This window comes from Flavobacterium limnosediminis JC2902, from assembly GCF_000498535.1.
Classification (GTDB): domain Bacteria; phylum Bacteroidota; class Bacteroidia; order Flavobacteriales; family Flavobacteriaceae; genus Flavobacterium; species Flavobacterium limnosediminis.
The window spans coordinates 20,770-38,165 of the sequence record NZ_AVGG01000001.1 but is presented as its reverse complement, the minus strand read 5'-3'; the positions used below and the strand labels follow the sequence as shown (position 1 = coordinate 38,165).

Genomic DNA, 17,396 nt, shown 5'->3' with positions numbered 1-17,396 from the left:
CTCATAATTTATAATTCATAATTACGAATGAAAGTAACACAACATATAGAAAACGCCAACGGGAAACCCTTATTTTCCTTTGAAATTTTACCGCCTCTAAAAGGGCAAAACATCAAGTGCATTTTTGATAACATTGAGCCTTTGATGGAATTCAAACCACCTTTTATTGACGTAACCTATCACCGTGAGGAATACGAATTCAAGGAATTGCCAAGCGGATTATTGGAAAAGAAAATCGTAAAAAAACGTCCGGGAACGGTGGGTATCTGTTCGGCGATTCAGAATAAGTATCAGGTGGATGCCATTCCGCATATTTTGTGTGGTGGTTTTACCAAAGAAGATACCGAAAACTTCCTGATTGATATGGATTTTCTCGGAATTGATAATGTGGTTGCTTTACGTGGCGATGCCGTGAAAAGCGAAATCTACTTCAAACCGGAAAAAGAAGGACATTCGTATGCTTCCGAACTGGTAACGCAAATCAACAACCTGAATAACGGAGTTTATCTGGATGCCGATTTGCAAAACACCAACAAAACGAGTTTCTGCATCGGGGTGGCGGGTTATCCGGAAAAACATATGGAGGCTCCAAGTTTGGACAGCGATATTTATTTTTTAAAGCAGAAAATTAAGAATGGTGCCGATTACATCATTACACAGATGTTTTTTGATAATCAGAAGTTTTTTGAATTTGTAGACAAATGCCGTGCAGCCGGAATCACCGTTCCGATTATACCGGGACTGAAACCGATTTCTACCAAGAAACAACTGAATCTGATTCCGCATCGCTTTAAAGTGGATTTGCCGGATGATTTGATTATGGAAGTGGTGAAAGCGAAAGATAATGAAGCGGTTTCGCAAATTGGAATTGAATGGTGTATTGCACAAAGCAAGGAGTTGGCAAAAGCCGGTATTCCGGTACTGCATTACTACTCGATGGGAAAATCGGATAACATCCGACAGATTGCCACTGAGGTTTTTTAAAAATATATTTCCCCAATATAAACAATGCCCAACCTGCAAGGTTTCAAAAACCTTGCAGGTTTTTTATTTAATTATCGATAGATAAAATGAAATTATGTGTTAGAGTGAAATTACCGGGAGTAGTCTTTAGATTGTGTAAACACGCGTTAGATAGAAATAAACACGTGTTAGATAGAAATAAACACGTGTTAGATAGAAATAAACACGCGTTAGATAGAAATAAACACGCGTTAGATAGAAATAAACACGCGTTAGATAGAAATAAACACGCGTTAGATAGAAATAAACACGCGTTAGATAGAAACAAACGCGTGTTAGATAGAAACAAATTCACATAAAAGCGAAACAAATACGTACCATAGTGAAATTCCACTACCATTATAGTAAATAATGTGGTATGTCCTTTCTATTAAAGGCGGTACAGCTTTCCAGGGTTTTTACATTCCTGAAACAAAAATGGCTGGCTCTTCAGCCCTGATTGCAGTGTAAATCCTGTTCTTGTGAGATTGCCCTGCAAGCTCGCAAGAACAGATTGCAACGGAAAGCAGGAAAAGGGTTTCCAAAAATGCCCGAACCATTCGCTCCAACAAAATAATCTGTTATATTTGCCTGATTTTCAAAACCCACAATGCGATCACTAACCTATATTTTAGTTCTTTTTTCGATTACCCTCTTGGCGCAGGAAAAAGAAATGAAACAATTCTCGGTGGATGCGAATTACTTTTACGGAAGTATTTTGCCGCATCATACTAATATCATGCATCTTATAAAAGGGCATCCGGAAGGTACGGTTATAGGTTTTAACCGAAAAACCTTCGGATCACAAAAATGGGAAGCGTGGTACAATTATCCGGATTACGGACTTTCATTCCAGTATCAGGACAACAAAAATCCGGAGTTAGGAAATTTATACGGTTTGTATGCGCATTTGAATTTTTACTTTTTAAGCCGAAGAATGCAATTGCGCGTGGGACAAGGGGTGACGTACAATACCAATCCGTATGATCGGGAAACCAATTACCGCAATTTGGCGTATGGCGCGCGTTACATGCCGTCGACCTATTTTATGCTGAATTATCACAAACCCAATATCTGGAAAGGTTTCGGGATTCAGACGGGTGTTAATTTTGTGCATCATTCCAATGCCAATTTGCAGGCGCCTAATACGAGTACGAATACGATTGCCTTCAATGTGGGGGTGAATTACGATATTGAAACGAAAGATTCTCTTAAATACATTGTGCATCCTAAAGAAAAATTCACCGAACCGATTCGCTATAACGCCGTTTTCAGGACTGGCGTTAATGAAAGCGATGTGGTAAACAGTGGTCAGTATCCTTTTTATGTGGCTTCCTTGTATGTTGATAAACGACTCAATCATAAAAGCGCCATTCAGGGAGGAACCGATTTTTTCTGGATGTTGTATTTGAAAGAGTTCATCCGTTACCAGTCGATTGCTTACTTTGAAAACAATTATGATGGTGATGATGATTACAGAAGAATAGGTGTTTTTGTCGGACATGAATTATTTATCAATAAATTAGCGATAGATACTCAGTTTGGCTACTATATCTACGACCCTTCGGATAAATTCGGACCGTTGTACCAGCGTTTGGGGATGAAATATTATATTACTAAGAATGTGTCGGCAGGCGTGAGTTTGAAAACGCATGTTTCCCGTGCGGAAGCGCTTGAATTTGGTTTAGGGATTAGATTATGAGAACAAAAATAGTTTCAGTTATAGCGGTTGTTTTTCTGTTGGTTTCTTGCAGTTCCGAAGTTATTCCGGGCTGTTTTAGAGAACCGGGGGCTACCATCGCGCGTGTTGATGCCGTTGCTGCGTTTAATGAGATCAACATCGGGCCGGGAATTAATTTGGTAGTGAAACAGGGCGATGTGGCTGAGGTGAAAATAGAAACCGGAGAGCATATCATCGGCGAGGTTACCACCGAAGTTGTAAACGGTATTTTATATGCAAAAAACAATCTGGAATGTGATTTGGGAACTACCATACCGGCACGGGTTACCGTAACCGCTCCGGAAATTACCAAAATTTACTCGTCGTCACAATACGATGTGGTGTCGGACGGTGTTTTGAATTTTCCGAATCTCAACCTGCAACAGGGGTTGTATGGAAAAACGGCTTCCAATATTTTCGATATGAACGTGAATTGCCAGAATCTGGTGGTTGAAAATAACAACACAACGATTTTCAGGATAAAAGGTGTTACGAATTCCTTGAATGTGGCATTTTATTCCGGTGATTCCCGTTTTGAAGGCGCTGGTCTGGTGGTTCAGGAGGTGTATGTTTTTCAGCGCAGTTCCAATGATATGATTCTGAAGCCCGTTAATAAAATTGAAGGGAATATCTACAGTAACGGGAATATTATCTTATTGAGTCGCCCGGCTGTGGTTAATGTTGTTCAGCATTATACGGGGCGGATTGTTTATCAGTAACTGTTTTGTTTTAACCGTAAAGAGCGCAAGGGTTTACGCAAGGTTCGCAAAGTTTTTATCTATTACTGAAAATCCGCGTTGCCTGCATCTGTGTTATCCGCGTTCTAATAAAACAAGTGTTTTAAAAATTAACTTCACGCAGACTGGGCAGATTTTAGCAGACTATTTTCAATATTAAATCCGTTTAATCCGCGTTCCAAAAAACAAGACTGTGCCCGAAAAACTACTATTTCTTGGTTTTCTCGCGGAATATCTGCTCCAGATTTTTACTTTTTAAAGTCAACTGTAACGTTCGGTACCCGTTGTTGTGCGCGAAATCGAAAACGGTCGGACGCATGTCGTCGTTGGTTTCAAAAGTTAATTCCCAAGTAGTATTCTGAATGTTTTTTGAAGATTTCAGATTCGGAATCGTGGCCAGTAAATCGGCGGAGATTGCTTTATCAAATTCCACTTCAATTATTTGTTCTTTCACATCCGAAACCAGATTGTCCAGTTTTTTATCGGTAACGATTTTCCCATTGTTGATAATGATCACGCGGTCGCAAATCGCTTCCACTTCCTGCATGATGTGCGTCGATAAGAAAACGGTTTTGTCTTTTCCGATGTTGCGGATCAGATCTCGGATTTCAACCAATTGGTTTGGATCTAATCCTGTTGTAGGCTCATCCAAAATCAATACATCCGGATTGTGAAGTAAGGCCGTTGCCAATCCCACACGCTGACGGTATCCTTTTGATAATTCGCCTATTTTTTTATGACTTTCCGGTGTTAAACCCGTTAAGACAATCACTTCATCAATGCGTGATTTGGCTACCTTATACACATCGGCATTAAAAGAAAGGTATTCGCGAACGTACAAATCCAGGTATAACGGATTGTGTTCCGGCAAATAACCTACCGATTTCTGTACGTCTTTCGGAGCAGCGGTTACATCATGTCCGTTTACGGAAGCAATACCGGAATCGGAAGTGATATAGGTAGTCAGAATCTTCATTAAAGTCGATTTTCCGGCGCCATTCGGACCTAAAAAACCAACGATCTCTCCTTTTTTTACTGAAAAGGAAACGTTATCCAGCGCTTTTTGTTCGCCGTAATTTTTGGAAATATTCTGAACTTCAATAGACATAACTCGTGATTTGGAGCAAAAATAAGAAGAAAACCAAGTATAAAATGGGCTAAAAACTTAAAATTTTCAAAAAAGAGCTATTCAAAACAAATTTTTACTAAGTTTGTAATTCAAAATCGCTTAAAAAAGCAATGAACACAAATAACACATTTTATAGCAACAATTCTTTTTATTTCTTCTGGAAAGACGAAAGGGATTGTCGTATGGTTATTTAATTGAAAAAATAAATATAATTATCACAATACAATCCCGATGCTTCATCGGGATTTTTTTTTGCTCAAAACTATGGAAACACGAATTGCAATTCAGGGAATCAAAGGCTCTTTTCATCATCAGGTAGCTGAAGAAATTTTTCAGGAAACAACGTTGCTTGACGAGTGCATGTCGTTTGAAAGTCTGGTAGCCAGCCTTAAGGAAAACAAAACGCAAAAGGGAATTATGGCTTTGGAAAACTCCATTGCCGGTTCGATAATTCCTAATTATGCGCTGATTGACAATAACGATTTACATATCATCGGTGAGCATTATCTGGATATTGACATGAATCTGATGGCAATCAAAGGGCAGAAAATTGAAGATATAAAAGAAGTGCATTCGCATCCGATGGCTTTATTGCAGTGCGCTGTTTTTTTTAAGCAATATCCTCACATCAGGCTGATTGAAAGTGGAGATACTGCAGAAACGGCCAGACGGATTAAAGAAGAGAACTTATTGGGAACAGGCGCCGTGGCTGGTCCGATAGCGGCAAAATTGTATGATCTGGAAATCATCGCCTCCGGAATCCATACGGCAAAACCCAATAAAACCCGGTTTGTGATTGTGGAAACGCAGAATACTGAATTTTCAAAGGAACAGATTAACAAGGCATCGGTAAAATTTGAATTGGAAGATACGCCGGGCAATTTATCAACCGTGTTAAACGTAATGAACAACTGCAAACTGAATTTAACTAAAATCCAGTCGATGCCGGTTATCGAGACACCTTTTCAGTATTCTTTTTTCGTCGATGTGGTTTTTGAAAAGTACGAATACTATGAAGAAGCGAAAAGAATATTGGAATTAATGACGAAGCATTTTAAAGTTTTGGGAGAATATAAAAACGGAAGAGTATGATAGTAGCAGCAAAACGATTGAACCAGGTACAGGAATACTACTTTTCGCAGAAATTGCGCGAAGTGGGTAACCTGGTTGCGGCAGGAAAACCGATTCTCAATATGGGGATTGGAAGTCCGGATTTGAAACCTTCAACGAGAGTTATTGAAGCGATTCAGAATTCGATGACGGATTCCAAAGCGCATCAGTATCAGAGTTATCAGGGCTTGCCCGAACTGCGAAAAGCGATGGCCGATTTTTATGCCGAAAACTTTAATGTTACAGTTGATTTTGCTTCGGAAGTTTTACCGCTGATGGGATCTAAAGAAGGAATCATGCACATTTCACTGGCTTTTTTAAATGAAGGCGATGCTGTTCTGATTCCGAATCCAGGTTATCCGACGTATACTTCGGTAACGGAATTGGTGGGTGCAGAATCTGTTTTTTACGATCTGAAAGCCGAAAACAATTGGGAACCTGATTTTGAAGCTTTGGAAAAACAGGATTTATCAAAAGTAAAAATCATGTGGGTGAATTACCCGAATATGCCAACGGGCGCTTCCGGAAGTCTGCAATTGTTTGAAAAATTAGTTGCTTTTGCCAAGAAACACCAGATTGTATTGGTTAACGACAATCCGTATAGTTTTGTTTTGAATGCCAATCCGATATCGATTTTGCAGGTGGAAGGTGCTAAAGAAGTAACGTTAGAGCTCAATTCATTAAGCAAGACATTTAATCTCTCCGGTTGGCGTGTGGGCATGGTTTTGGGAAATCAGAAACTGATTGAAGCGGTGCTGAAAGTGAAAAGTAACATGGACAGCGGCATGTTCTACGGAATCCAGAAAGGCGCGATTGAAGCTTTAAAATTGGGAGTGGAATGGTTTGAAAGTCAGAATGAAATTTACGAAAGAAGAAGACTTCTGATTTTTGAATTGGCGAAGAAATTAGGGTGTACGTATGATGAAAAATCGGTGGGCATGTTCGTTTGGGCGAAATTACCAGAAGGCAGTACATCGGCTGAAAAATATGTGGACAGGTTGTTGCATGAAAAAGATCTGTTTATTGCACCGGGGACTATTTTTGGCAGCAATGGAGAAGGATATATCCGATTTTCATTGTGTGTTGATGAGGTATTAATTAAAGAAGCACTAAAACGATTCTGATGGAAAATAACGAAAAGATAAACGTATTTGTTTTCGGTTTGGGACTGATTGGCGGTTCATTTGCTTTGGATTTAAAGGGGATAAACCCTGAGGCGACAATGTACGGAATTGATACCAGTGAAGACCATCTTGATAAAGCCATCGAATTGGGAATCATACAAGAAAAGGCGGTTTTTGAAGATTTGGCACAAGCCGATTGGGTGATTCTGGCAATTCCCGTAGATAAAATGGTGGAAGTTTTGCCCCGAATTTTAGATGTGATTAAGGACGATGCCATAGTTTTAGATGTGGGTTCGACCAAAGAACAGATTTGCAAATCGGTTGAAAATCATCCTAAAAGACGTAATTTTATGGCTGCGCATCCTATTGCGGGAACGGAGTTTTCGGGACCGACGTCAGCTCAACGCGGTTTGTTTATCGGAAAAACGAATATCATTTGTGAAGTCGAAAAAACAGCATCCGGCTTTCAACAAAAAGCCTTGGAATTTTTCGATGCAATCGGGATGCACATCCGTTATATGGATCCGAAATCACATGACAAACATATTGCGTATGTCTCACATTTGTCGCATATTAGTTCTTTCATGTTGGGGAAAACAGTGATTGAAAAAGAGAAAAACGAGCGGGATATTTTTGATATGGCCGGAAGTGGTTTTGAAAGTACGGTTCGTCTGGCAAAAAGTTCGCCTTCGATGTGGACACCCATTTTCAAACAAAACAAAGATGAGGTCTTGCAACCCTTAAGGGAATATATTGACAATCTGAATCGGTTTAAGGAATTACTGGAAAATGAAGATTTCGAGGCAATATATGCGGAGATGCAGCAAACCAACAGAATAAAAGAAATATTAGAAGGTATTCACCTTAAAAAAATGAAATTGTAATGGAAAATAATAAAAATATGCGTGCCTGGTTGGATGATTTCAAATTGTCCCATCCGTTAGTAATCGCAGGACCTTGTAGTGCCGAAACGGAAGAACAGGTTTTAGCCATCGCACACGAATTAAAGAATTCAGACGTGAGTATATTCCGCGCCGGCATCTGGAAGCCCAGAACGCGTCCGGGAGGGTTCGAAGGTATTGGTGAAATCGGACTGCAATGGTTGCAGAAAGCTAAAGCCGAAACCGGTCTGTTAATGGCGGTTGAAGTGGCTAATGCGGCCCATGTAAAAATGGCATTGGAGCACGATATCGATGTGTTGTGGATTGGCGCCCGAACCTCCGTGAATCCGTTTGCGATTCAGGAAATTGCTGATGTTTTGAAAGATACCGACAAAATCGTACTCTTAAAAAATCCGGTGAATCCAGATTTATCCTTGTGGTTGGGTGGATTGGAACGTCTGTACAATGCCGGAATTAAAAAATTAGGTGTGATTCACAGAGGATTTTCGACCTATGAAAAATCCAAATACAGAAACAATCCCGAATGGCAGATTGCAATTGACCTGCAAAATCGTTTCCCGGATATACCGCTTATTTGTGATCCTTCACATATTGCCGGAAAACGCGATATGATATTGGAAGTGTCGCAACAGGCGTTGGATCTGAATTTTGACGGACTGATAATCGAAACCCACACCGATCCGGATCACGCGTGGAGCGATGCGGCACAACAGGTTACTCCTGATGCTTTGAAACAGATTTTCATAGACCTCCGTGTGCGTAAGGAAACCGATGAAGCGGATGATTTCAACAGCCGAATGAATAAATTGCGTACCCAAATTGACGATATAGACGCCAAATTGCTGGAGATTTTGGGCAAGCGTATGAAGGTAGCCGAGAAAATCGGTGCATTGAAAAAAGAGAAAAACGTGGCGATACTGCAAAGCAGTCGTTGGCATGAAATATTGGGGAAGATGGTTTTGGAAGGAGAAGAGAAGGGATTGAGCGAAGAGTTCATACTGAAATTATTCAAAGCCATTCACCAGGAGAGTATTTCGCATCAGGAGAAAGTGATGAAATAATTAATTTAACACTTCAGAAGGAAGTCGTGAATAAACTATGTTTGATAGGTTTTTGTGTCTTAAGATTGTATTATTGTTCTTAATAATTCAATTGTTTAACGTTATAATTTTTAAAAATGAAAAAAGCACTTTTACTCTTTACTGTAGTTTTTTGTTTTGCGCAAGGATCTTTTGGTCAGTTTAAATTTCCTAAAAATGAGGATTGGGTTGTGGCTTCCCAATTGCCTTTAGTTGTGGTTCTCGAAGAAAGAAATCCTGAAAAAATTGAAAAATTAACCAAAAATGAGAAATTTGAAGAATTAAAGATGTATAATTCTTCAATTGACGCTTATAATACTTATATTAAAAAATATGTTGAAATGTATTGGGATAAAAACCTAATACATGGTTTTATGACTGAAAAGGAGTATGCGGTTTTTGAAAAAAATAAGGAGAATAAAAGGAAGTTTATTTTTATTAAACCAAAATATAATAATAATCATTCAAAAGCAACGAGTTATTACCTGGCAAATGGAAAGGAAAAAATGAATGCGAATCACGTAAATAATACACAAATTTTATTTGGGATGTTAGGGGGAGGCTTTACTGCGACACAGGATGCATTGTCTTCAAAGTCCTTTCCAGATATCTACCATGATTTTTTAAAAACGTTTACTGCACATATTTTTAAAGAATCCGATTTGAAAATAGCTGTTAATTTATTCAAGAAAAGTATGGATGATATTGTAAATGCAGCTCCTGAAACAAAAAAGCTTTCCTCAAAAGAGCAAGTAAAATGGATAAACAGAAACGCAGGTAATGTAAAGCAATTAATACTTCTTGTTGACGAAACTAAACACCCGGAAAGTTTTTTAAGAGAGTTTAAAGCGAAGTATAAGTATAAATATGAAATCGTGACTGAAGAAAGAATTGATCACGCTATTTTAAATAATGAAGACGGTTATGCTTGTTTTCATAATCAATTTTTTCCTAGCATGAGCGGAACAAATTATAATTTGGTCCAAGTTTATGAAACAAAAAGCTTAACGGCGCTTTATTGTGAGTTCCCTAAAAGTTTTAAAATAGAATCTGATGCAGGTGATTTCATCGAAGCGGTTGAAATGCAATAAAGTATTAAATCAGAAAGGACAATCGAATCACAGCCCTTTAGATTTATTAAATACTATCTTTGCAGAAACTAATTAGCATACTGTTCAATATGCTAAGTTCTAATTTAAATATGACAGGAACCGTTTATAAATCTACAGGGAGTTGGTACACAGTAAAAACCGAAGACAATTCGTTTTTAGAATGCCGAATTAAAGGTAAATTCCGAATGAAAGGAATTAAAAGTACCAACCCGATTGCTGTGGGGGATATTGTTGATTATGAACTGGAAGAAACCACGGATGTGACTACAGGGACAATTACCAATATTCACGAAAGAAAGAATTACATTGTTCGTAAATCGGTGAATTTATCACATCAGATGCACATCATTGCGTCTAATATCGACGTGGTTTTTCTGTTGGTTACGATAAATAATCCGCCCACAACGACTAGTTTTATAGACCGGTTTTTGGTTACTGCCGAAGCGTACGGAATTGAAGCTGTTTTGGTATTCAACAAGATTGATACGTTTGACGAAGCCACTCTGGACGAACAATTGTACCTGCAGTATGTGTATTCCAATATAGGTTACAAATGCCTGCGCGTTTCTTCCACCGAAGGAAAAGGAATTGAAGAACTGAAAGCGATGATGAAAGGGAAAGTTTCCATGTTTTCAGGACATTCCGGTGTTGGGAAATCGACATTAGTAAATGCTTTGGAACCAACGCTGAATCTGAAAACTAAGAAAATTTCAGAACAACATCAGCAGGGACAGCATACCACAACGTTTGCAGAAATGTTTGATTTGGCCTTCGGTGCACAAATTATTGACACACCGGGAATTCGCGGATTCGGAATCGTGGATATGGAGAAACAGGAAATTGGGGATTATTTCCCGGAGTTTTTTGCCTTAAAAGACAAGTGTAAGTTCAACAACTGTCTGCATAAAGAAGAACCGCACTGCGCCGTGAAAGAAGCCTTGGAGAAAGATGAAATCGCCTGGTCACGCTACAAAAGTTACATTCAGATTCTGGAAGGGGACGATGAAAATTACCGTTCCGATATTTATGGTGATGATCGTGATGCCAGTGATAAAACGAGACAATCGTAATTCCTAATTCGTAATTGATTTGAAAGCTGTAATACAAAGGGTTTCCGAAGCATCGGTTACCATTGACGGAAATAAAGTTGCCGATATTCAGAAAGGATTGCTGGTTTTAGTTGGGGTTGAAGACACTTCCAACCAGGAAGATATTAATTGGTTGTCCTCGAAAATTGTTAATCTGCGGGTTTTTGGAGATGAAAACGGCGTGATGAACCTTTCCGTTAAAGATATCGACGGTGATGTTATCGTGGTCAGTCAGTTTACCTTGCACGCTTCCACTAAGAAAGGGAACCGCCCATCATACATAAAAGCTTCAAAACCCGATATCGCTATTCCTGTTTACGAAAAATTTGTAGCCCAGATGGAAAGCGATATGGGTAAAAAAATCCAAACCGGAGAATTTGGTGCCGATATGAAAGTGGCATTAATAAACGACGGACCAGTGACTATAATTATTGATACAAAAAATAAAGAGTAGTAATGAAAAAGAAAATTATTTCATTTTGCATTGCGTTCCTTATTAATGGTTTGTTGTTTGGAGTGTTAAGGTATTTGATGAATTCCTTTACTTCATATTTTGATGATGATATTACTTTAAAAGGATTAATTTTTAGTGCTTCTTTTTTTGGTTTTTTCATGGCTATTTTTCAAACTTTAATTATGCCTAGCTTTAATAAGAATAAAATTGATAAACAATGAACCTAAAAAACGCCCAAGCAGAAGTAGACAACTGGATTAAAAACCATGGTGTCCGCTATTTTAACGAATTGACTAACATGGCGCAACTTACCGAAGAAGTAGGTGAGGTGGCCCGAATCATTGCGCGTCGTTACGGCGAACAATCCGAAAAAGAAAGCGATAAAAACAAAGACCTTGGCGAAGAATTAGCCGATGTGGTTTTCGTGGTCTTATGTTTGGCCAACCAAACGGGAGTCGATTTACAGGCGGCTTTCGACAAGAAACTGGATCTGAAAACCAGACGCGATCACGACCGCCATCAGAACAACGAAAAACTAAAATAATGGTGAGTTGTGAATTTTGAATGGTGAATTATGGCAGATAATGTGATTAAATTAAAGTCGTTTGATTTTGCTTTAAGGATTGTAAAGTTGTTTCAGTACCTGAATCAGGAAAAGAGAGAGTATGTGTTAAGTAAGCAATTACTAAGAAGTGGAACGGCAATTGGTGCATTAGTTCGAGAGGCCGAACAAGCCGAAAGTAAGCTCGACTTTGTTCATAAATTTGCAATTGCCCAAAAAGAGGCTAATGAATCGGATTATTGGTTGGAATTATTATTTCAGTCGGAATATTTAAATGAAAATCAGTACAAATCATTAAAATCAGATGTAGTAGAGATAAATAAGATTATTGCTTCAATCATTATTTCGACTAAAAACAGAATAGGAAAAAAATGAATTTACAGCTTCGTTCACAATTCACAATTCACAATTCACAATTAAAATTGTCCGGTTCTAAATCCGAGACGAACCGCTTATTGTTGTTGCAGGCACTGTATCCGAATATTGTTCTGGGAAACAGTTCTGATTCCGATGATTCCGAAGTGATGACAAAAGCGTTGCAGAGTAATGATGAGGTTAAGGATATTCATCATGCCGGAACAGCCATGCGTTTTCTCACAGCCTTTTATGCTATTCAAGAAGGAAAAGAAACGATTTTAACCGGTTCTTCCCGAATGAAAGAACGTCCGATTAAAATTTTGGTGGAAGCATTACGTCAGTTAGATGCCGATATCGAATATGTTGAAAAGGATGGTTTCCCGCCATTGCGAATTATCGGAAAAAAAATTACCAAGAACAAAGTTACTTTAAAGGCAGATGTAAGCAGCCAGTATGTTTCGGCTTTATTGTTAATCGCTCCAAAACTGGAAAATGGTTTGGAACTGACTTTGGAGGGCGAAATTACTTCTGTTCCTTATATTAAAATGACATTGGCGTTGCTGAATGAAATCGGAGTGAAAACTTCTTTTGAGGGCAACACGATTACGGTTTTCCATGTAAAAACAGTAGAGCCAAAAGTGATTACAGTAGAATCCGATTGGAGTTCTGCTTCTTATTGGTATTCTCTTGTTGCTTTATCCGAAATTGGAACTGAAATCACGTTATCGAGTTATAAGCAAAATAGTCTTCAGGGCGATTCTGCTTTAGTTGAAATTTATAAAGACTTCGGAGTAGAGACTGTCTTTGAACAACATCAGATTCATTTGCGTAAAGTGGGGCATTGTCAATTATCCATTGTTAATTATCAATTAAATGGTTCGCCAGATATTGCCCAAACCATAGCCGTAACCTGTTTCGGTTTGGGAATCGGATGCCATTTGACCGGACTGCATACGCTGAAAATAAAAGAAACCGATCGTCTGGAAGCCCTAAAAAACGAACTGACCAAATTAGGGGCGCATGTTTCGGTAACCAACGATAGTTTGACATTGAAACCTTCAACCGAAATAAAAGAAAACATCGCAATTAAAACCTATCAGGATCATCGAATGGCGATGGCGTTTGCACCGCTGGCCCTGAAAGTTTCCATACTGATTGAAGATGCCGAAGTGGTTTCGAAATCCTATACCAATTTTTGGGAAGATTTAAAAAATATCGGTTTTACGGTTGATGCCGTGTAATCAGCGTTTGATAATCTGGATTCTGTCGAGAATGATTTGAGTTTTATCCGGAGACACGGGAATCTGAATGTTGTTTTCCAGTTCCAGAAAACCTCCTTCCGATTTATTGAAGGCAAGCACATGATCAAAATTCACGATATACGATTTGTGAACCCTGATAAAACGGTTATCGGAACATAAAATATCTTCGAAATTCTTCAGATTCCGACTCACAAGACGTTTGGGTGTATTGGTGCAGAATACTTCCGAATAGGCGCCTTCTCCTTTTATGTATTGGATTTTGCCACTGTCAATGAAAATCAGGCTGTTTCCTGACGGGACTGCTATTTTGGTTAAGGTTTCCTGTTGAAGGTTTTCTTTCAGTGCCTTTAGGCTTTCCATTCGCTGTTTTTGCTTTTGTGCTCTTTTGGTGGCTTCGGTCAATTCTTCCGGGACAATGGGTTTCAGTAAATAATCTACTGCGGAAAATTTGAATGCCTGAAGCGCATATTCGTTGTAGGCTGTGGTGAAAATAATGGAGAAATTCACTTCATCTTCATTAAAAAAATCCAACAATTCCAAACCGCTGTGTCCCGGCATTTCGATGTCCAGAAAAATAAGATCGGGCTGTAATTTCCGAATGGCCTTTACGCCTTCAGACAGGTTTTCACATTCTGCAAGCAGTTCCACTGCCGGGCAATATTCTTCCAAAAGAAGGGAAAGTGTTACCCTTGCTCTTTTTTCATCGTCGATAATTATTGCTTTCATAGATTTAATGTGTTATTGGGATGGTGAAAATTACCGTGGTCCCCTCGGGTTGGTTTTCCTGATTTACCTTGTCGATATAATCAATGGAAATATTCTTTTGTGTGTATTGGTTTAATAATTCCACTCTGCTCTGAATGGCTTTTGTGGCAAACGATTTATGGTTTTTGTTTTTAACCGCATTCAGTTCGGCGCTCTTTTTTCTGCCGATACCGTTGTCGTCAATACTTATTTTCAGGATGTCATTTGTTTTTTCAAAAATGATGTGCAGCAGTTTTTCGCCGTGTTTATGGAGCAGACCGTGTTTAACCGCATTTTCAATATAGGGCTGTAACAACATGGAAGGAATTTTAATGCTTTCGGAATCTACATTGTCGCCTACGATTATTTCGTAATTAAAGTCATCTTCAAACCGTGCCTTTTCGATGTCAAGATATAAACGTAATGTTTTTACTTCTTCAGCAACCGTCACGTTTTCTTTTTCGGTCATTTCCAAAATGGTTCGGGTCAGACTCGAGAATTTGGACAGATAATTCACTGCTTGTTTTTTGTCATTGGATAAAATATACGACTGAATGGTGTTCAGGGCATTGTAAAAGAAATGCGGATTCATCTGGGATTTTACGGCCTTCAGTTTCGACTGATTCAGATTTTTTTCCAGATTCACTTTATCTAAGAGTAACTGGTTTCTCTTCTCAATTTTCTGAATTTGCCATTTGTAATACGAAAAGACTAATAAAATAAGGAGTGCTACAGCCAAAACCATTACGATAGGGTTCAGCCATAACGGTTTTTTTATGGTAAATTCGACTTCCTGAACCGATATTTTTTTGTTATCTGAACCGATTTTTAAGGATACAGTGTATTTGCCCGGCGACAGAGTGGATAAAATCAGACTTCGGTTGCTGGGATCCGACTTACGCCATTTTGAGTCATTGATTTTATAGTAAACGTCATATTGTTCGTTTGGAATGAAAGATAAAAGAGAGAAATTTATTTTAATATCATTTTGATCGTGATTCAGATTCGGAATGGAATTAATATCGAAATTTTTATCATTTGCCGAAAACTCATTGATGATTAATTTGGGTTGTACCGTTGCTTTGTATCGGTTTCTTTCTTTTACTATTATTCCTTTAGACGATGCAAAATACAGTTTGTTGTCAATAAAAGTAAGGTCTGTCATCTCGATGTCCTGTGTTAAGTTAATTACTTTTCGGAATCGACCTGTAATTAGGTCCGTTTCATAAATGGCGTTGGCAGTGAATAAATAAAGCGAATTTTTCTCTAAATCAATTTTTTCAATTTTTTCGTTTTGAATCGCTTTGGGTAAAGAATAGGGTTTTATGTGATTGAACCGGTCTACAGTGTATACTTTTTCATTATTCGTAACACCGTACAGGACAGCGTTAAAATACTTTAGTTTAGTGAAATATATTGTTTTGTTGTCGTGTTTGATTTCCTTAGCTCCTTTAAGAGAATAGGCGATTAATCCATTATTCGTGGCATAATAAATGGTTTTATTTACCGGATTGTAGGTTGTTGATTTGGCATTATGGTTTTTGATGAGTTGCGCCTGGTTAAAGTTTGGTGTTGTAGGTGCTTTGTTCTTGTCAAAAACGATATCCCAATTGCTTTTTTCATTATTGTTTACAGCAAAAATTCCCGAAATACTGGTGGCGGCATAACTGAAGTATTTCGAATCGATACGCGAAATTTCCTTAATGGAGATTTTAAAGTCGGAGCGTAATTTGTCTTTGAAATTATGAAATTTTGTAGAAGTGAAAAATAACTGTCTGTTAATGTTGTCGTAGGTTAATTGGTTAATAGTATGATTGCTGTTACCCTTATATATTGAAGATATTGTATTGTCGGACAAATTCATTTTATAGAGTTCGTCTTTTTCGGTACCTATAAATAAAGCTTCCTTTGATGCATCCAGGATAATAGGTCTTGGTGTTAATTCGTAAAGTTTTGTGTCGAAATTTTCAATGAAGTAAAGTCCTTTGTCCAAAGTGGAAATCCAGTAGTTTTTCTGATTATCCATAAAAACATAGGAAATGTTGTCTCCGTTGAAATAGCTTTTGGATTCGTTTGTCCGGGCGTTGATCCTGAAAACACCTTTGGAAGTGCAAAGCCAGTGTTTGTTTTCTATAAAAGCGATATTCTGAACAAAATCTGTAGCGAATGGAAACTGTTTTTTTGTAAAAAGGCCATTTTTGTAAAGATAATAGGTATTGGAAAATTTTGAAGTTATAAATAAGCCGTTTGGTCCTTTTTGCAGCAGTGGGGATTCAAAATCTTTGGGATTTTGCGGTAACGTTGTTGTTTTTTTGTTTCCGTTTTCATCAAATTCATAGAGTCGCTTTCCTAATATGTAAAATTTAATCCCGTCACCAAAGGCGGTCCTGAAATCATTGTAGTCTATCTGGATTTTTTTCTCTAGGGTTAACGTCTTTAAATTGTATATGAAAAGTTGTTTGGACTTTATGGCAAACAACTTATTTTTAATGATACCGTATGAATAATACCCAACGGAAGCCGGTTGGCTTAACGATTTTAATTTTCCTTTTTCGACATAATACAAATAGCCGTCAAAATTCTCATACCAGATTCTTCCGTACGGATCTTCCTTGATGCAGGAGCCCGATTTTGAGGTTTGGAAATCGGCCGTGAAAATTCTGAAAGAGTTCCCGTCATATCGGCAAAGACCTTTTCCGGTGGCAAACCACATGAAGCCGTTGCTGTCCTGAAAAATATCGTACACGCTTTCCGAAGGAAGTCCGGATGCCTTACTGATATTATGGTAGTACGGATTTTGACCGAAAGCAAGGCTAATGGTTAAAACAAAGATTATGGAAAGCAGGAGTCTCAATTGCTTTTTCGGTTTCTAACAAATATAAGGAATTACAATGCTAATTGGTTTGTCGGTTCGGGAAAACCTTTCTTGTAAGTCTTCGATGCAACAGATATGTGTTTTTGTAAGGATTTCGTAAACTGAAACCGTTGTTTGGTTAACTGAAATATTCTCAGGG

Annotated in this window: 17 protein-coding genes; 14 read left to right on the top strand and 3 right to left on the bottom strand. The window is 38.2% G+C overall.

Annotated elements, in window-relative coordinates; genetic code table 11:
* Positions 1-27 precede the first annotated feature (27 nt).
* From metF to FLJC2902T_RS00185, 3 genes are all read left to right on the top strand, one after another.
* Positions 28-984 carry a methylenetetrahydrofolate reductase [NAD(P)H] gene (gene metF, locus FLJC2902T_RS00200; protein ID WP_023577755.1) on the top strand — a complete coding sequence of 319 codons (957 nt, stop codon included), beginning with the start codon at positions 28-30 and terminating at the stop codon, positions 982-984.
* 628 nt (positions 985-1,612) lie between these two features.
* Positions 1,613-2,704 carry an acyloxyacyl hydrolase gene (locus tag FLJC2902T_RS00190; protein ID WP_023577754.1) on the top strand — a complete coding sequence of 364 codons (1,092 nt, stop codon included), beginning with the start codon at positions 1,613-1,615 and terminating at the stop codon, positions 2,702-2,704.
* A complete protein-coding gene (locus tag FLJC2902T_RS00185; RefSeq protein WP_051364214.1) occupies positions 2,701-3,441 on the top strand; it encodes a head GIN domain-containing protein in 741 nt (246 codons plus the stop codon). Before FLJC2902T_RS00190 ends, FLJC2902T_RS00185 begins: the two co-directional genes overlap by 4 nt.
* A 226-nt stretch (positions 3,442-3,667) precedes the next feature.
* Here FLJC2902T_RS00185 and gldA read toward each other — a convergent pair whose 3' ends face one another.
* Positions 3,668-4,567, bottom strand: a complete 900-nt coding sequence (gldA, locus tag FLJC2902T_RS00180) for a gliding motility-associated ABC transporter ATP-binding subunit GldA (RefSeq protein ID WP_023577753.1) — start codon at positions 4,565-4,567, stop codon at positions 3,668-3,670.
* Positions 4,568-4,852: 285 nt separating this feature from the next.
* On the opposite strand from gldA, the gene FLJC2902T_RS00175 reads away from it, so the two are divergent.
* From FLJC2902T_RS00175 to FLJC2902T_RS00125, 11 genes are all read left to right on the top strand, one after another.
* Positions 4,853-5,680 carry a prephenate dehydratase gene (locus FLJC2902T_RS00175; protein WP_023577752.1) on the top strand — a complete coding sequence of 276 codons (828 nt, stop codon included), beginning with the start codon at positions 4,853-4,855 and terminating at the stop codon, positions 5,678-5,680.
* The gene (locus tag FLJC2902T_RS00170) at positions 5,677-6,822 is read left to right on the top strand and encodes a pyridoxal phosphate-dependent aminotransferase (RefSeq protein WP_035676502.1); all 1,146 of its coding nucleotides are present in this window, start codon (positions 5,677-5,679) and stop codon (positions 6,820-6,822) included. Before FLJC2902T_RS00175 ends, FLJC2902T_RS00170 begins: the two co-directional genes overlap by 4 nt.
* A 17-nt stretch (positions 6,823-6,839) precedes the next feature.
* Positions 6,840-7,706, top strand: coding sequence for a prephenate dehydrogenase (locus FLJC2902T_RS00165; protein WP_035676786.1), 867 nt, complete (start codon positions 6,840-6,842; stop codon positions 7,704-7,706).
* Positions 7,706-8,785: a bifunctional 3-deoxy-7-phosphoheptulonate synthase/chorismate mutase type II gene (locus FLJC2902T_RS00160; protein WP_035676499.1), complete on the top strand. Its 1,080-nt coding sequence runs from the start codon at positions 7,706-7,708 to the stop codon at positions 8,783-8,785. Before FLJC2902T_RS00165 ends, FLJC2902T_RS00160 begins: the two co-directional genes overlap by 1 nt.
* Positions 8,786-8,901: 116 nt before the next feature.
* Positions 8,902-9,894 carry a hypothetical protein gene (locus tag FLJC2902T_RS00155; protein ID WP_023577748.1) on the top strand — a complete coding sequence of 331 codons (993 nt, stop codon included), beginning with the start codon at positions 8,902-8,904 and terminating at the stop codon, positions 9,892-9,894.
* A gap of 110 nt (positions 9,895-10,004) precedes the next feature.
* Entirely contained in the window at positions 10,005-10,985 is a 981-nt protein-coding gene (gene rsgA / locus FLJC2902T_RS00150; protein WP_023577747.1) for a ribosome small subunit-dependent GTPase A, read from the top strand.
* Between the two features lie 19 nt (positions 10,986-11,004).
* Complete coding sequence (dtd, locus tag FLJC2902T_RS00145) at positions 11,005-11,457, top strand: D-aminoacyl-tRNA deacylase (RefSeq protein WP_023577746.1); 453 nt, start codon at positions 11,005-11,007, stop codon at positions 11,455-11,457.
* A 2-nt stretch (positions 11,458-11,459) separates the two neighbouring features.
* Positions 11,460-11,678: a hypothetical protein gene (locus FLJC2902T_RS00140; RefSeq protein ID WP_035676496.1), complete on the top strand. Its 219-nt coding sequence runs from the start codon at positions 11,460-11,462 to the stop codon at positions 11,676-11,678.
* Complete coding sequence (locus tag FLJC2902T_RS00135) at positions 11,675-12,001, top strand: nucleotide pyrophosphohydrolase (RefSeq protein WP_023577745.1); 327 nt, start codon at positions 11,675-11,677, stop codon at positions 11,999-12,001. Before FLJC2902T_RS00140 ends, FLJC2902T_RS00135 begins: the two co-directional genes overlap by 4 nt.
* Positions 12,002-12,031: 30 nt before the next feature.
* Positions 12,032-12,394 (top strand): four helix bundle protein, encoded by a 363-nt coding sequence (locus FLJC2902T_RS00130; protein WP_035676493.1) that lies wholly within the window; start codon positions 12,032-12,034, stop codon positions 12,392-12,394.
* On the top strand, positions 12,391-13,617 hold the full coding sequence (locus FLJC2902T_RS00125) for a 3-phosphoshikimate 1-carboxyvinyltransferase (RefSeq protein WP_023577744.1): 1,227 nt from the start codon (positions 12,391-12,393) through the stop codon (positions 13,615-13,617). The genes FLJC2902T_RS00130 and FLJC2902T_RS00125 overlap by 4 nt, the downstream gene beginning before the upstream one ends.
* Here FLJC2902T_RS00125 and FLJC2902T_RS00120 read toward each other — a convergent pair whose 3' ends face one another.
* Positions 13,618-14,364: a LytR/AlgR family response regulator transcription factor gene (locus FLJC2902T_RS00120; RefSeq protein ID WP_023577743.1), complete on the bottom strand. Its 747-nt coding sequence runs from the start codon at positions 14,362-14,364 to the stop codon at positions 13,618-13,620.
* A gap of 4 nt (positions 14,365-14,368) precedes the next feature.
* Entirely contained in the window at positions 14,369-17,236 is a 2,868-nt protein-coding gene (locus FLJC2902T_RS00115; RefSeq protein WP_023577742.1) for a sensor histidine kinase, read from the bottom strand.
* Between the last annotated feature and the right edge of the window lie 160 nt (positions 17,237-17,396).

Coding starts and splice junctions, on each gene's coding strand:
- metF (WP_023577755.1), top strand. CDS start 28: ATGAAAGTAACACAACATATAGAAAACGCCAACGGGAAACCCTTATTT.
- FLJC2902T_RS00130 (WP_035676493.1), top strand. CDS start 12,032: ATGGCAGATAATGTGATTAAATTAAAGTCGTTTGATTTTGCTTTAAGG.
- FLJC2902T_RS00185 (WP_051364214.1), top strand. CDS start 2,701: ATGAGAACAAAAATAGTTTCAGTTATAGCGGTTGTTTTTCTGTTGGTT.
- FLJC2902T_RS00135 (WP_023577745.1), top strand. CDS start 11,675: ATGAACCTAAAAAACGCCCAAGCAGAAGTAGACAACTGGATTAAAAAC.
- FLJC2902T_RS00155 (WP_023577748.1), top strand. CDS start 8,902: ATGAAAAAAGCACTTTTACTCTTTACTGTAGTTTTTTGTTTTGCGCAA.
- FLJC2902T_RS00170 (WP_035676502.1), top strand. CDS start 5,677: ATGATAGTAGCAGCAAAACGATTGAACCAGGTACAGGAATACTACTTT.
- FLJC2902T_RS00125 (WP_023577744.1), top strand. CDS start 12,391: ATGAATTTACAGCTTCGTTCACAATTCACAATTCACAATTCACAATTA.
- gldA (WP_023577753.1), bottom strand. CDS start 4,567: ATGTCTATTGAAGTTCAGAATATTTCCAAAAATTACGGCGAACAAAAA.
- FLJC2902T_RS00190 (WP_023577754.1), top strand. CDS start 1,613: ATGCGATCACTAACCTATATTTTAGTTCTTTTTTCGATTACCCTCTTG.
- FLJC2902T_RS00140 (WP_035676496.1), top strand. CDS start 11,460: ATGAAAAAGAAAATTATTTCATTTTGCATTGCGTTCCTTATTAATGGT.
- FLJC2902T_RS00120 (WP_023577743.1), bottom strand. CDS start 14,364: ATGAAAGCAATAATTATCGACGATGAAAAAAGAGCAAGGGTAACACTT.
- FLJC2902T_RS00160 (WP_035676499.1), top strand. CDS start 7,706: ATGGAAAATAATAAAAATATGCGTGCCTGGTTGGATGATTTCAAATTG.
- FLJC2902T_RS00175 (WP_023577752.1), top strand. CDS start 4,853: ATGGAAACACGAATTGCAATTCAGGGAATCAAAGGCTCTTTTCATCAT.
- rsgA (WP_023577747.1), top strand. CDS start 10,005: ATGACAGGAACCGTTTATAAATCTACAGGGAGTTGGTACACAGTAAAA.